The organism is Pantoea sp. SGAir0183, from assembly GCF_043545505.1.
Genome location: NZ_CP028053.1, coordinates 774,244 through 788,021 on the forward strand (window position 1 = coordinate 774,244; position 13,778 = coordinate 788,021).

The window sequence follows — 13,778 nt, forward strand, 5'->3', positions numbered from 1 at the left end:
TTTCTTCCCGGTGCAATCAATAGCGAAAGCCAAACCAGGTGACGTCGTCGCGTCGCGCCTGATTACCTTGCCAGCTTAAATAGTCTTGCTGAAACGCCAGCGATAACTCCGCCATAGGCAAATGCTGATAGCGCATCAGCAGTGACTGAATGCGCTTATTGCCAAACATAATATTGCGCTCGCCACCCGGCTGATCGGTGACGCCATCCGTCAGCACAAACAGCATATCGCCGCGATTAAATGCCAGGCTCTGTTCCGGCCAGTCATAATCCTCCGGCGTATCGGTATACCCCACGCCGACGCGATCCTGGCTGAGCGCGATGATTTCGTTACTGATGTTGCTGAGCATAAATGCCTGGGTTCGGGCGCTGGCCCAACGCAGCTGATGCAGTTCGGTATCGACAGACAGCACGATGGCATCGCAGCCATCGTTAGAGAGTGACGTTTGCTGAGACGCATTTAACTGTCCCAGGGTTTGTTTAATATGGTGGTTAAGCGCATGCAGAATGCGGGCAGGCGCCTGCAGATCGGCCTCGCGTAGCGCATTTTCCAGCGCAGACTGCAAAATTACCGTCATAAAGGCACCAGGAATGCCGTGGCCCGTACAGTCGGCAATGACCGCCAGCCAGCCGTTATCATGACGGTGAAAGGCGTAATAATCGCCACCCACGCCGTCCCTGGGCTGCCAGTATAGACACCAGTCGTCGAGCAGGGTCGCGATTAGCTGGTTGGATCGGTCCAGCATTGCATCCTGAATCACCCGCGCGTAATCGATGCTTTGTAAAATCTGCTGATGCTGGCGCGCCTGTAAGTCGGAGACGCGGCGGATCAGATCGATCCCTAAACCAATGCCAATATAGTGCCCGTTCTCCGTCAGGATAAAGCCATCAGCGACGGACTTATCGCCATTGGCCACCACCTGCTGCGCCACGCTTTCCAGCGTGTTTTCTACGTCGATCACCAGCGGGAACTTATCCATAAAGGCAATGCAGCTCTTACGGTCATACAGTTCGGGAAAGAAGGGCCGCGCCATCTGCGACAAAAAGATGTGGCGGTTAATCATGCCAAACGGTTTGCCGTTTTCTACCACGGGCAAACCGATGAGATCTTTATGCTCGGCAAACAGCGCCATCACCGCACGGTTATCCGTCTCCGGACTGACAAAAGGGACCTCAATGCATAACACCCGCGCGTCGTAACGACTTGAGGCGGAAACCACAGTATTCACAGAGGCGGGTAACTGCATGATGCGGCTCTTGATTGTCCAGGAATAATCTTAAGAGTAATGAGCGCAGATGACGGATTTATGGCAAAAAAACAGTTAGTAAAAAGAGCGCCGATAAATCGTGGATAAAGCAAAATAGCAGCGAAAAACCGCCAGCCAGGCGGCGTTAGACAGCGTGAAAATCCGGCACCCGAGTTATGCGCCACCGGGACCGGCGGTCAATGTTGCTGCGGTTGATGGAAAAGGCGGCAGTTGATTTCATTTTTGTGAAAAGCGTTTGACGCTGGGGCCTGCATAGGGTTTAATGCGCCCCGTTGCCCGAATAGCTCAGTCGGTAGAGCAGGGGATTGAAAATCCCCGTGTCCCTGGTTCGATTCCGGGTTCGGGCACCAAAATTTGAAACCCTCGCTTCGGCGGGGGTTTTTGCGTTTGGGGGCAAGGCTGTAGTTATCGGGACGGCTAAACGTGCAAAACAGCCTCTTCGTGGCGAGGGACAAGGCGTATGTCGTTTGCCAGCCTGTTACGGCATCTGCCCATAAAAAGGCTGACTGAGCGGTGATAGCACCTCGATCTTCCCTATGTCATGCGCTTCGCCGAAAAGTATGCAGTCCGGTAGCAGAGCAGAAAGACCTCTTTTTACCGGAAGCCTGTTATCATCAGCTTAACGGGATCACGTCGCTGACGCCTGCCAGACGCAAGGAATGACATCCAGTTTACTGCTACGGCCTGCTGCCCCATTCGAATTGCGTAAATCAGGCTGTCCAGCCTGGCCCAGGCTAATAATAAACCCCGGCCGGTACCGGGGCGAAGCGAGAGGCTACACGGCTGGCATGATCGGCTGAAGATTCAGATAGGGCAACGCATAGTCAGGTAACAGGTCGATGATCGCTGGCAGGGGGATTTCTGCGATGACGCCTGCTACCACCACCCGTTTTCCACTGTCGGCAAAGCGGTTTTCCGCGCAAAGAAAAGCGTCAGGGAACAGGGTGACGCCAGGGCCAGGCGAGCCAATGAGTTGAGAATCTTCGCTGCGATTAATAAACAGATTAGAGAACACCAGATACTTTGAAACGGTGATGTGTTTCTCTGGCGTATCATAAATGTTACTCCAGTAGCTAATCATTCCATCGTTCAAATAATTATTGAATATAAAGGTATCCTGCATGATGCGCCATTGAACGGCTAAATCGTCGTAGGGACGTGCATCAAATGAGATACTTTTTAGATAGTTACCGGCAAATACGAGGCCTCGGGCATTACGGAATTTCAACTGACCGGACGCATCAGCAGGCCAGCCTGAAAAATAGTTCTCAACAACTTCAACCTGGTCGTAGGCTTTAATATAAACAGCATGATCCCGGACAATATCATTTTCACCGCTGGCCGGATTATACAAGCGGGGAGTCGTGCTACCTGAAAAGAAATTTTTACGGAAAACCCCTTTTTTCAAATTGCTGGTCGAGTACCACCCGGCAACAAAGTGCCCCTGCTCATCATCAAATGTCATTATCCCCCGTGTGCGTAATGCGATAAGCGTCAGCAGCATCGCTTTTGTGGTTGCATCAATCCACGCTTCCGCAACAGAAATGTCCGTTATTGAACCCAGAAAATTTTGCTCGATTATCAGGCCGGGCGAATTGCCATAGGTATTTATCGCCACGCCGGGATAACCCCGGCCACGCATAAAAACATTGCCCTTAATCAGGTAAGCCTTTGTTGAGCAGGTTAACTGGGCCACGTTAGTATCGCTCACCGTATTAATAAAAACATTATAGTTAACATTAATGCCGGTTTTTCTTCCGTAAAAATACAGCGTCGCATTCTCAAAGATAATATTCTCTATTGTCAGGTTAGCGACGGTATTGCCATATTGACCGTCACCAAACATGACGGCGCGTTTGTTGTTGATACCGCGAAATAGCGTGCCGGTAACATCACCTTTCAGTGAGTTAAACGATTTGAGCTGGATATCCTGCGAGAAAAGGTAGACGCCTGCGGGGAAATAAATGCCTTTTTTCTGTTGCGTGCTGATATTTAATAGCGCAATGAGTTTTTCAGAGAGATCTTCGGATGTATCAGGGTAAATACCCATGTCGGGCGCAAAAATATAGTCATATAACGTATCCATTTTCACCTCATTTTTAACGTAAAACCTACTTGATCTGCATGGTGTGTCTGTCCGTATTTAATGTAAATTACGCAGTGTTTCTACTGCATCTTCAGCAAGGGAGGGCCGAATAATGGCAGGTTTGCATGATTGCACGTAATAAAAAACGGGTTTCTGCCTGGGTAGGCAACATTAAGCGTAAGAACATTGAGCGAGATCAAAATGGTTAACAGAGCCGGGATGAGTTAAACAGAATACGGGATAGATTTTACAGTTAAAGCCGATCTGAAATGATTCACAGATCCCTGCCAAATCGCGCAACAGGAAAAAGGCGAACGGGTCGCTGACAAACAGCATATTCAGGCGGAGGAAAGATGGCTCACTGGCCAGGCGAAAAGTCATGGTCTGATAGTTTTAATGCTGCTAAAAAATACTTCCGATATGGGCTGTTCTTAATAATGCTGTAATAACCTTTGCTCGTATTGGTGAACGCATCCTTATTGTTCTGCCGTTCCATCACTGGAATAAAAACGGTGCGTGTTAATTGTTAGTGGGTTCTCCGTAAGTCTTGCTGCTGGAACGCAGCAGAATATGATGGTTCACAGAGCTTCTTTATCGTGACTGGGTCATTATTTTTCATTATCGTCAGCTTGCCAGACGGCATAAAGACGATGCCTCATGTGAGTAAGTTAATCTTGTTTACAGTATTAATGCGTCTTTTCTACCGTTCCGTTTTCGGGGTGGCAGACCACACATTGAGCCATTACCGGGTTTTATGAAGACTGTTACATTCTAAAGTGGGTGGGGATGAATATTGTTGACAGCAATCGGGGGGGTTCTTAGCAAGGTATAAAGAAAGGAAAAATCAGTCAGCTTTCTCAGCCCGACTGATGCTGGGGTTATTGAAGCAAATGAAGCGTTAACAGCCAAACTTCTGCCACCTTGTAAAATCCGTCAGGTGCACAACCCTGTGCACCTGTTCTCCTACTTCACGCGCTTCTGGCTGCGCAGCAGTGCCAGGCCGCTCAGCACCGACATGGCCATCAGGTAATAGCCGGGTGCCAGGCTGGTGCCGGTGGCCGTGATTAACAGCGAACAGATCAGCGGTGCAAATCCGCCAAATACGGTCACTGCGATGTTATAGCTGATCGCCATGCCGCTGGCGCGGGTGCCCATCGGAAACAGATCGGCCATGACCGACGGCACGGTTGAGAAGTAGATCGATTTCAGCAACGCCATCCAGCAGACCAGCGCGACAAGCGTGATGGGCGTGGTGTGACTGACGACCAGCTTAAAGGCGGGATAGATGGTGACGATCAGTAAAATCAGCGAGCCCCACATCAACGGAACCCGGCCGATGCGTTCTGCCCACAGACCCATAACCGGCGTCACCACAGTCAGGATCACACCCGCCATTAACGTCGCGGTAAAGGCCACAAAGCCGGGCAGGTGCAGATTGCGCGTGGCATAGGTCGGTACATAGTTGAGCATGTAGTTAACCGCCGTGGAGATGACCATCAGGCCAATCGCCAGCAACATCAGCTCTTTCTGGCGGCCAAACAGGCGTTTAAGTGGGGCAACATCAGGTTGATGTGTGGCAAAGCTGGCAGGTTCATGCACATGGCGGCGGATATAAATCCCCAACGGGCCAATCAGCAGACCAAAGGCAAAGGGAATGCGCCAGCCCCACTCCTGAATCTCGCTTTCCGTCAGGATTTTCGTTAATCCCAGACCAAACGCGGATGCCATCAGCGTACTGGCCCCCTGAGTGGCAAACTGCCAGCTGGCGATAAAGGCTTTGCGCTCGGGAAAATGCTCCACCAGGAACGCCGTCGAGCTGCCAAATTCGCCGCCGGCAGAAAAACCCTGAACCAGCCGCGCCAGCAGGATAAGTACAGGGGCCATCAACCCAATACTGTCGTAACCCGGCATAAACGTAATCACGGCACCGCCCAGCATCATCAGATTGATGGAGAGCAGTAGCGCCTTTTTGCGGCCATGGCGGTCAGCATAGTTGCCCAGCACAATCGCGCCCAGCGGCCGGATCAGGAAAGACACACCGAAACTGCCGAACGTAAGCAATATCGACACGGACGGATCGCGGGTCGGGAAAAACGCATGGGCGATATAGCTGGCAAAGAAGCCGTAAACCGCAATATCAAACCACTCCAGCGCATTACCGATGCAGGTGGCAAACAGGGTTTTGTGCAGGCTGGGTTTATTCGCGTGCAGAGATGCGGTGGTATTAAGTGTGCTCATGCGGCACCTCCGGCATGGTGACGATGCTTCGCGACCAGTTCGCGGCCTTGTTCGCCCAAATCCCACAGCAGTCGGGTCATGATCTGCAGGCCTTCGCGCGCAATTGACTTCAGCATATGCTCGTTCACGCCGTGCTGACCGCAGGCGGGATAAGAGTGCGGCACCCACAACGTGGGCAGGCCGAGAATGTCGGAGAACACCTCATTAGGCAGTGAACCGCCCAGGTTCGGCAGCAGTGCCGGCGTTTTGCCGCTGGTTTCGGCCATGCTGGCCAGCACCCAGTCGACTAACGGATCGGTGGGATCCAGCCGCGTGGCAGGCGATCCGCGCATAAACTCGACGTTCACGTTGTCAAAGCCGTGCTGTGAAAGGTGTTTCCTGACGTGCTGCGCCAGATTTTCCCAGTCGGTGCCGACCACAAACCGCAGCTGACATACCGCGGTCGCCTCGCCCGGTATGGCGTTCATGGGGCGGGCAGGATTGCCGGTGAGAAAAGACAGCACCTCCAGCGTGTTCCAGCCATACAGGCGTTCTGTGGGGGTAAGTGCCGGTTCGCCCCAGTCCCTGTCAATCTCGGGATCGCCAGGCATGCCGCCGACGTGAATCTGACGGAGAATATCGCGCACCTGCTGAGTGAGTGAACTGGGTTTCAGCGCCGCAACCTGAAGCACGCCCTGAGCATTTACGAGCGAGGCAATGGCATTGGCCAGTTGCGTGCCGGGGTTACTCAACAGGCCACCCCAGTTGCCGGAGTGATAGGCGTTGTCGCGAGCCGTGATGGTAAGACGAAAATTGACGGCGCCGCGCGAGCCCAGGAACAGGGTCGGCTGCACCGCGTTCAGACGTGGACCGTCTGAGGCGATAAACAGATCGGCTTTCAGCAAATCACCGTGCTGCTGGCACAGCTGTGCGAGGCCCGGCGAGCTGATCTCTTCGCCCATCTCGAACAGCAGCTTGCAGTTGAAACCCAGCCTGCCGCCGCGCGCCTGAAACACCTGTTCCAGCGCGGCCAGGTTGACGCAGTGCTGACCTTTGTTATCCGCACTGCCGCGGGCGTACCAGCGGTCACCCTCTTCAACAAGCTCCCAGGGCGTTAACCCTGCGCGCCAGTTTTCGTCATCGCCAAACACCACATCGCCATGACCGTAGCTCAGCAGGGTGGGTAGGGCGGGATCTTCAATGCGTACCGCCACCAGAAAGGGACGATGGGCTGCTTCGGTGTTCTCAATAAAGTGCAGAGTAAAGCCCAGCGCGCGCAGCTGCGGCCCAATCTCATCGTGTAAATAGTGATGCAACTCGCCGTCGCGATCCTGGCGCTGGCTCTCGGTGCGCTGCGCCACGCGACGCGCCAGAATGCGTTGAAATTCCCCACTGTCGAACCAGGCGGTGGCCTGTTGTATGGCGTTTTGCGCTGTCATGTTTGCGTATCTTTTATGCGTATTATGTTGTCCCATCATTTCCGAAACGCTGCTTTGCCACAATTATCAATTTATCGAGTAAGATTTGCTTTTAAAGCAAAGCTAACCTGCCCGTTTTCGAGGCATGCACCAGCATGAGGCGCGCATGATCAGTAATGAAATCCGCTATTTCCTCGCCGTGGCGAATACGGGCTCGTTAAGTGCGGCGAGCGAACAGTTGTTTATTGCGGTGTCGGCTATCAGCCGTCAGATTCAGCGGCTGGAGACCCAAGTGGGCGTTCCGCTGTTTGAACGTCATGCACGCGGGATGGTGCTGAATGAAGCCGGGGAAATTTTTGCCCATCATGTGCGCAAGAACATGCTGGATATGGACTATGCGCTGGCCGAGATCAAAGGGCTGAAAGCCGTGCGGCGCACGCTGATTCGGCTGGCCTGTACCGACGGGCTGGCCTTTACGTTGCTGCCGCGCATGATTGCCGACTTTCGCGAGACGAATCCCGGCATCCTCTTTGACATTAATGTCGCCAGCCCGCAGGGCGTGTCCGAACGAATACGCAGCGGCGAGTGCGACCTGGCGCTGCAGTTCAGTCTTCATGCCGAAACGGGCGTGGAAATTATCGGCTCCTGGCCTGCGCCGGTGTTGTTAGTGATGCATCAGAGCCACCCACTCGCCAGCGCGCCGCAGGTGACATTGCGTGATATCAGTCCCTATCCGCTGGCACTGCCCCAGCAGAATACCACCGTGCGTCAGCTGTTTGAGCTGGCGAGCCATATGAGTGGCAACCTGATTGAGCCGGTGGTGACCTGCGATAATTTCTCTACCTTATTCCAGTTTCTGCTGCGTACGCCGTTGGCGATGACCATCTGTAGTGCCTTCAGCGTGCTACAGGAAGCCGAAGCGCATGGACTGGTGATGCGATCTGTCAACATCGATCAACTGAGCCAGCGCAATCTGCAACTGCAGGTGCCTTCTGGTCGGCCCCGCAGCGCTGCGCTGGAGATGTTTTTAGCGTTTGCGCGGCAGCAACTGAACACGCTGGACGAGTCGTTGACCATATAACCCCACCGTCAGCCCGATAATAATCAACAGCAGAGCAAGCATTTTTTGCGGTGAGATGTGCTCGCCGAATATCATCATGGAACCTAAAATCCCGAAGACCGGCACCAGTAGTGAAAGCGGTGCTACTGTGGAAACAGGATACTGCTTGAGTAACGAATTCCATATCCAGTAGCCGAAAAGGGTATTGGGATAGACCTGGAATAAAACAGACAGCAACGCGCGGTTGTCCATGTGGCTAAACATCTCTGTAAAGCCGTTGCTGCCGTTAACCAGCCAGTCCAGCCCAAAAAGCGGTAGTGGCGAAAACGCGCTCGACCATACCAGAAAGGCGAATACCTGTTTTGTGCCTGCCTTTTTAATAATGATGTTAGCGATGCTCCAGGCAAGCGCACCGGCCATGACCAGCAACATGCCGCTCAGTGTAACCGAGCCATCCGTTACAAACACAATGCTTAGTAAACCCGCACAGGCGATAACAAAACCGGTGATTTGATAGCGACTGAGGCGCTCCCGAAATATCAGGCTGCCCAGCAATAAGGTAAAAAAAGCGCTGAACTGCAGTACAAGCGATGCTATCCCGGCAGACAAGCCTGTTTTGATTCCCAGATTGACCAGCCCCCACAGACCGATGCCAAAAATCAGGCCATAACCGATGAGGTAACGCCACGGCACATCGGGCTTTTTGATGAAAAACAGCGCAGGCAGGGCACTCAGCGTGAAGCGAATGGCTGCCAGTGTGAAGGGATCGATAGTGTGCAGGCCAAGTTTAATGACGGAAAAGTTTACGCCCCAGATTGCGGTAACCAGGATGGCGAGCAGAAGATGCGGGTATTTCATGATTGACGGGATCCTGACCAGATAAGAAAAGCACACACGCTGACCGAGGCACCGGCAAGGCAGACGGCCTGCCATCCCCAGTAGGCGTACAGTTGCGTTGCAATGAGGGCTCCTGCTGCGCTGCCCACCGAATAAAAACACATGTAAGCACCGACCAGACGGCTTGCTGCTGCGGGTCTGGCGGCAATGATGAGGCTCTGATTGGTGACATGAACGGCCTGCACCGCAAAGTCCAGCGCGATGATGCCTGCCACCAGCCAGCACAAAGAGGTTTCGACATACGCGACGGGCAGCCATGAGAACGTCAATAGCGCCAGCGCTAGCCCTGTTGTGCGTTGGGCAAATCCTCTGTCAGCCCACTTGCCCGCGCGTGATGCCGCGAGCACGCCAGCAATTCCGGCTAAGCCAAACATCCCTGTCTGGGTATGTGGCAGGGAAAGTGCCGTAAGTGGCATTACCATGGTTGTCCATAGCATGCTGAAAGCCGCGAAGATCAGCAGCGCAATCATTCCACGTTTTCGCAGTTGAGGTTCCGTAATAAACAACTGAAAAACCGACTTCAGCAGGGAAAGGTAACTGGGCTTACAGGGCAGTGGCGGGGGCGATGGCATCACTTTCCAGACGAAACAGGCAATCAGCAACATCAGGCAGGCAGAGGTAAGATAAACGGCCCGCCAGCCGGCGATATCGGCAATGGCGCCTGAGATAAAACGGGATAACAGGATGCCTGTAACAATTCCGCTGGTCAGGGTGCCAATCGCCTGGCCTCGTTTCTGTGGCGTCGCCAGTCTCGCTGCCCACGCCACGATAAGCTGCACCACCACGGCCATCAGGCCAATCATCAGCACGGCGCAGAGCAGAATCGTGACACTGCGTGATAACCCCGCCACGACTAACGCCACGACGGACAATAGCAACTGCGTCATCACTATGCGTTTAGGGTTCATCCAGTCCCCGAGCGGCACCAGAAACAGCAGGCCGATGGCATAGCCCGCCTGTGTGGCAGTGACAACGCTGCCGATCATAGCGGGTGAGACTTTCAGGCTTGTCGCCATCGAATGGAGTAACGGTTGCGCAGAATACACATTGGCTACCGCCAGTGCACAGGTCAATGAAAATAGCATCGTCATTCCTGAACTCAGCGCAGTGACACTGGGCGATGCAGTTTTAGTCTCGTCATCGCGGCACGTACTTGCCTTATCTGCCATAAGATGCCTTTATTCTGGTTTTTTTTTAAAACTAGATTGCTTATAGAAGTAACAAGAGTGGTTTTTTTTTGCAACTATTAAATGTGGGAATTAAGCTTGCATCAGTAGACAGACTGAGAGGGAGAACACCGATGGCAAAACAGGAATCGCTCAGAACCAGCGAATGTCCCGTTGCGCGGACGCTAGAATCGATTGGTGAGCGCTGGTGCATGATGATTATCCGCGAGGCATTTGATGATGTGCGGAGATTCAGCGAGTTTCAAAAAAACCTGGGGCTTGCCAAAAACATACTGGCCTCACGTCTGAAACATCTGGTCGATATCGGCGTGTTCGACATAGTGCCAGCATCGGATGGCAGCGCCTACAGGGAATACGTCCTGACGGAAAAGGGGCGTTCCGTTTTCCCCATTGTTGTAGCGATGCGGCAATGGGGAGAGCGTTATATGTTTGACCAAGGAGAAACCTATTCTGTCCTGCTTGATAACGAACAGGGTAAGCCGGTTCAGCTTTTGGATGTGCGTTCCTCCCAGGGAAACAAACTGCAACCGGGTGACTGCCACCGCAGGCGCGTCGTTTCTGATAAAACCGCCAGGTGAATTGCTGAAATACCCGCAGGAAAATGATGTGAAGCGCCTGAAGGTTATGGCGCAGCCTTCGATGGCTGACCGCCCGCTCATCAGTGGACTACGCCGCTCCGTGGTCACCATGACATCACTCGTTAGGTAGTGTAAAGGACGTAAAAGGCTGTAAAAACGCGCGTTTTTAGCCTGTGACGCGCTTATCATTCCTGCCATACGTCACTGTCACTCAGTCGGAAGTTTGCCGATAAAACAGAAAACAGAAAACAGTGCACATACTGACCTGAACATTCATCTGCAAAGGAGAACCACCATGGATTCTTTCTTTCCTGAGGATGTCATTGATACCCTCAGTAAAACGTTCTGGCAGCGCGTCAGTGCGATGAAAGGGCTTATCGAACGTCACCAGAGTTTTCGTCTGCTGTGGTTCGGCGAGGCGCTGAAACGTAACCACAACTGGACCGATATCAGCGCGGAACAGGCCGTCAACCGCGTGATTAGCGAAAGTCAGGGATTGCCGTTGGCGGAGGTCAGAAAAATGACCATCGCCCAAAAGTGGGTTGCACTGTCAACGGTGAGAAAGACGCTCTATTCACAACCGGATGGTAAAACGTTTCAGTGGCTGGTGGAGAAGAAGCTGGACGAGCTGGATAATCCCGGCCAGTTTTCAGCGTAACGCCATATTGCGTTCAGCGGCGTAATAAAAAACCTGTCCACGCTGTTCGCGTTAATATCAACTGGCTGGGGTTGCCCCCGGCTCTGTGATGAACAGCGAAACCTTACCGCTTTTGTGGCAGTAAACCGCGCTTATTCATTCGCGATCGGCGTCGAATTTTCCTCGATTTTGGTGTCGCCCTGAATCGCCTTAATCCGCTTCTCTACCGCATTTACCTGATCGCTGTTGTGCAACAGCGTGTAGGTCAGATCAAAGGTTGCACTCGCGCCCGGTGCCAGCTGTTTCACGCGCTTCTGCTCCCGTTCAATCGTGACCGGATAGGCATAGTTGGTGCCGGGCTCAATCCCGGTGACATAGCCTTGTTTAAGCGTGTCGGTATTTTTCCACAAGGTCAGCAGCGGTAACTGCTGAGTATCAAACTGAATGGACGCGCCTTTGTTGCCCGCTCTATTAACCACGGCGGCGACCGTCTGATGATTCTTGTCGGACAGCGGTTTGATGTTAAACACCATTTCATCGAAGTCTTTGGTTGGGCCTTGATAGGTCTGCCAGTTTTTCAGCCCCGCTTTGGCATAGTCATTGAACGGGCTGATGCCCGACATCGGGGCCATAAAGCGGGCACCTTCCTCCAGAATGGGCGTACTGAAGTTGCTGTGATAGATGATCTCGTAATCGTGCGGGTAATCGGAATGGTTGGTCAGCACGTCGTGCAGGCTGAACTGGTTGCTGCCCGGCACATAACGCAATTCCGTCCACGTCTGCAAATCGGCTTTCTTAAACGTGCTCTCTTTGATCAAACCGCGAATACGGATTTCATGCGGGGCCGCATCCGCCACCTCGACTTCAAGCTGCGAGACCGGCGTGTTTCCGGCTTTGCCATGCAGCGTGTAGATACGGCCTTTGTCGTTCACCGGATGGCCGGTCCATTCGTAGCCACAACGCACCATCATTTCGTTGAATCCTTCCAGCCAGCCCAGGCCATTGCGGCTTTCAAGATTGATGAACGCCGGGTTTACCACCTCTTTAACGGGCGAATCCCAGCCCAGGCGGGTGCCGAATCCCTCTACGCGGAGCAGGTTCATACCGCGTGTCGGAATAAGCGTAATAGTCAGGCCATCCTGACTGCGGATGACCAGAAGCTTACTGCCTTCCTGCTTGCCGCCATGCAACACTTTCTGCTCAATGCTGAACAGTTTGCCCTGAATGTTCAGCTCGCTGCTGTTTATCTGCCAGTTTCCTTTGTCGGTGCCTTGTTCAGCACTCGTCAGCACCCAGGTTTTTGCAGATACCGAACCCGAAATCATTACGGCCAGCACCGTCAGTGCGAGTTTCGTCTTCATCGTTTACCTCTCTGGCTGAATCGTTTTTTCATTAGTGAGAGGAATTTACTGATTTGGGCTACGCGGAAACGTGATTTCTCTCACCTGCTGGAAAATCAGGCAGGATTAAGCGTGTTAGTGGGATGTTGCTCACATTTAAAATGCTTATTAATGCTGTTATGTCATCTTTTTATCGGCATAAACGCGAAAGCTGTAAACGTTTCAGCCACCACCGGTAAACCGTGGCTGGCGCGTAAAGTCAGGAATCAAAACAAAGGCGCGAAGCAGGGGCGTCGCGCTGCACAGTGAGGCGGATCAGGTCAGATAAAACTGTCGCTTGAAGGCAAACATATCATTCAGCAGGCAGTACTCGGGATTACCGAGCGTAATAACTGGCGCGCGCTGCGCGATCATCGTTTTCCAGTTCGCCAGTGAACGTCGCCAGGCGGCGTCTTCGTCGTCGGTCAACGGCGCAACCTGATATCCCAGCGTGATATGAAACTGGTAGCGATCGTGGTCTGGTTCGCGAATGCCGGTGACCTCGGACAGCCGATCGCGTAAACGGCGCAACCGCGTCTCTGTCTCCGCATCCGCCGTTAGCAGGCGCAGCGTTAACGGGGTTTCACGCGCAGACGGCGCCTCCGGATTGACGCGCATGCGGTAAGGCGAGGCATCCTCACCCAGTTTATATGTCCGCAGGCGTTCAGCCAGAATCCGGTCACACTCGTCCATGGGCATGTCCAGCGGCAGCCCGGCAGGCCATAAGGGATAGCGTCTTGCCTTGTCGTTGGCTCCGCCGAAAACAGTCATGTGATAACTGGAGGGCGGCAGTGCGGTAACCTTCCTTGACCAGCTTTCGCCGGGTAATTCACGATAGACATCAAGCAAGGCATCGAAAGGTTCTGAGCCGTCACCTTGCTGCGGCAGATGGCAGATAATCGTGTTTCCTTTAAAGGGAAGAACGCGGCCATCTGCGTCAAACTTACGACCCACGTCGTTGGGGCGGTGTTCCGCACCGATGGCGAGGGAAGCGGCCAGACCGCCCAGGGTGGCAATCGTACTTTTCAACAGCCTTCTCCGTGTTGTCATCG

The 13,778-nt window shown here is 53.3% G+C and carries 11 protein-coding genes and 1 tRNA gene; 4 read left to right on the forward strand and 8 right to left on the reverse strand.

Translation table 11 applies throughout. The annotated features are described in order from the left end of the window. Nucleotides 1-16: 16 nt before the first annotated feature. Nucleotides 17-1,246 (reverse strand): SpoIIE family protein phosphatase, encoded by a 1,230-nt coding sequence (locus C1N59_RS03765; RefSeq protein WP_033739730.1) that lies wholly within the window; start codon nt 1,244-1,246, stop codon nt 17-19. Between the two features lie 295 nt (nt 1,247-1,541). Between C1N59_RS03765 and C1N59_RS03770 the strand changes: the two genes are divergently transcribed. Continuing rightward, nucleotides 1,542-1,617: transfer RNA gene (locus C1N59_RS03770), tRNA-Phe, on the forward strand. A 425-nt stretch (nt 1,618-2,042) separates the two neighbouring features. On the opposite strand, the gene C1N59_RS03775 is transcribed toward C1N59_RS03770, so the two are convergent. From C1N59_RS03775 to C1N59_RS03785, 3 genes are all read right to left on the reverse strand, one after another. Beyond that, the gene (locus tag C1N59_RS03775) at nt 2,043-3,353 is read right to left on the reverse strand and encodes a glycosyl hydrolase family 28-related protein (protein ID WP_054633164.1); all 1,311 of its coding nucleotides are present in this window, start codon (nt 3,351-3,353) and stop codon (nt 2,043-2,045) included. A 963-nt stretch (nt 3,354-4,316) separates the two neighbouring features. After that, nucleotides 4,317-5,591: an MFS transporter gene (locus C1N59_RS03780; protein ID WP_394550345.1), complete on the reverse strand. Its 1,275-nt coding sequence runs from the start codon at nt 5,589-5,591 to the stop codon at nt 4,317-4,319. After that, nucleotides 5,588-7,009, reverse strand: coding sequence for a M20 family metallopeptidase (locus C1N59_RS03785; protein WP_054633166.1), 1,422 nt, complete (start codon nt 7,007-7,009; stop codon nt 5,588-5,590). Before C1N59_RS03785 ends, C1N59_RS03780 begins: the two co-directional genes overlap by 4 nt. A gap of 145 nt (nt 7,010-7,154) precedes the next feature. Between C1N59_RS03785 and C1N59_RS03790 the strand changes: the two genes are divergently transcribed. Next, nucleotides 7,155-8,069, forward strand: a complete 915-nt coding sequence (locus tag C1N59_RS03790; RefSeq protein ID WP_054633193.1) for a LysR family transcriptional regulator — start codon at nt 7,155-7,157, stop codon at nt 8,067-8,069. Here the strand turns inward: C1N59_RS03790 and C1N59_RS03795 are convergent. Together C1N59_RS03795 and C1N59_RS03800 are read right to left on the reverse strand one after the other, a co-directional pair. Further along, nucleotides 8,016-8,906 carry an EamA family transporter gene (locus tag C1N59_RS03795; protein WP_394550346.1) on the reverse strand — a complete coding sequence of 297 codons (891 nt, stop codon included), beginning with the start codon at nt 8,904-8,906 and terminating at the stop codon, nt 8,016-8,018. The two genes, C1N59_RS03790 and C1N59_RS03795, sit on opposite strands and share 54 nt — an antisense overlap. Beyond that, the gene (locus C1N59_RS03800; RefSeq protein ID WP_173476988.1) at nt 8,903-10,036 is read right to left on the reverse strand and encodes an MFS transporter; all 1,134 of its coding nucleotides are present in this window, start codon (nt 10,034-10,036) and stop codon (nt 8,903-8,905) included. Before C1N59_RS03800 ends, C1N59_RS03795 begins: the two co-directional genes overlap by 4 nt. Nucleotides 10,037-10,326: 290 nt before the next feature. On the opposite strand from C1N59_RS03800, the gene C1N59_RS03805 reads away from it, so the two are divergent. Both C1N59_RS03805 and C1N59_RS03810 read left to right on the forward strand, forming a co-directional pair. Beyond that, the gene (locus C1N59_RS03805; RefSeq protein ID WP_253274957.1) at nt 10,327-10,710 is read left to right on the forward strand and encodes a winged helix-turn-helix transcriptional regulator; all 384 of its coding nucleotides are present in this window, start codon (nt 10,327-10,329) and stop codon (nt 10,708-10,710) included. Nucleotides 10,711-11,005: 295 nt separating this feature from the next. Next, nucleotides 11,006-11,368 (forward strand): hypothetical protein, encoded by a 363-nt coding sequence (locus C1N59_RS03810; RefSeq protein WP_006118252.1) that lies wholly within the window; start codon nt 11,006-11,008, stop codon nt 11,366-11,368. 131 nt (nt 11,369-11,499) lie between these two features. Here C1N59_RS03810 and C1N59_RS03815 read toward each other — a convergent pair whose 3' ends face one another. Together C1N59_RS03815 and C1N59_RS03820 are read right to left on the reverse strand one after the other, a co-directional pair. Then, nucleotides 11,500-12,708 carry an aldose 1-epimerase family protein gene (locus C1N59_RS03815; RefSeq protein WP_054633170.1) on the reverse strand — a complete coding sequence of 403 codons (1,209 nt, stop codon included), beginning with the start codon at nt 12,706-12,708 and terminating at the stop codon, nt 11,500-11,502. Nucleotides 12,709-13,002: 294 nt separating this feature from the next. Next, nucleotides 13,003-13,755 (reverse strand): DUF1868 domain-containing protein, encoded by a 753-nt coding sequence (locus C1N59_RS03820; RefSeq protein WP_235318793.1) that lies wholly within the window; start codon nt 13,753-13,755, stop codon nt 13,003-13,005. Nucleotides 13,756-13,778: the final 23 nt, after the last annotated feature.

What these genes read in the sequence shown, in the direction of transcription:
- C1N59_RS03765 (WP_033739730.1), bottom strand. Translation starts at nt 1,246, where the DNA reads ATGCAGTTACCCGCCTCTGTGAATACTGTGGTTTCCGCCTCAAGTCGT.
- C1N59_RS03775 (WP_054633164.1), bottom strand. Translation starts at nt 3,353, where the DNA reads ATGGATACGTTATATGACTATATTTTTGCGCCCGACATGGGTATTTAC.
- C1N59_RS03780 (WP_394550345.1), bottom strand. Translation starts at nt 5,591, where the DNA reads ATGAGCACACTTAATACCACCGCATCTCTGCACGCGAATAAACCCAGC.
- C1N59_RS03785 (WP_054633166.1), bottom strand. Translation starts at nt 7,009, where the DNA reads ATGACAGCGCAAAACGCCATACAACAGGCCACCGCCTGGTTCGACAGT.
- C1N59_RS03790 (WP_054633193.1), top strand. Translation starts at nt 7,155, where the DNA reads ATGATCAGTAATGAAATCCGCTATTTCCTCGCCGTGGCGAATACGGGC.
- C1N59_RS03795 (WP_394550346.1), bottom strand. Translation starts at nt 8,906, where the DNA reads ATGAAATACCCGCATCTTCTGCTCGCCATCCTGGTTACCGCAATCTGG.
- C1N59_RS03800 (WP_173476988.1), bottom strand. Translation starts at nt 10,036, where the DNA reads ATGACGATGCTATTTTCATTGACCTGTGCACTGGCGGTAGCCAATGTG.
- C1N59_RS03805 (WP_253274957.1), top strand. Translation starts at nt 10,327, where the DNA reads ATGATTATCCGCGAGGCATTTGATGATGTGCGGAGATTCAGCGAGTTT.
- C1N59_RS03810 (WP_006118252.1), top strand. Translation starts at nt 11,006, where the DNA reads ATGGATTCTTTCTTTCCTGAGGATGTCATTGATACCCTCAGTAAAACG.
- C1N59_RS03815 (WP_054633170.1), bottom strand. Translation starts at nt 12,708, where the DNA reads ATGAAGACGAAACTCGCACTGACGGTGCTGGCCGTAATGATTTCGGGT.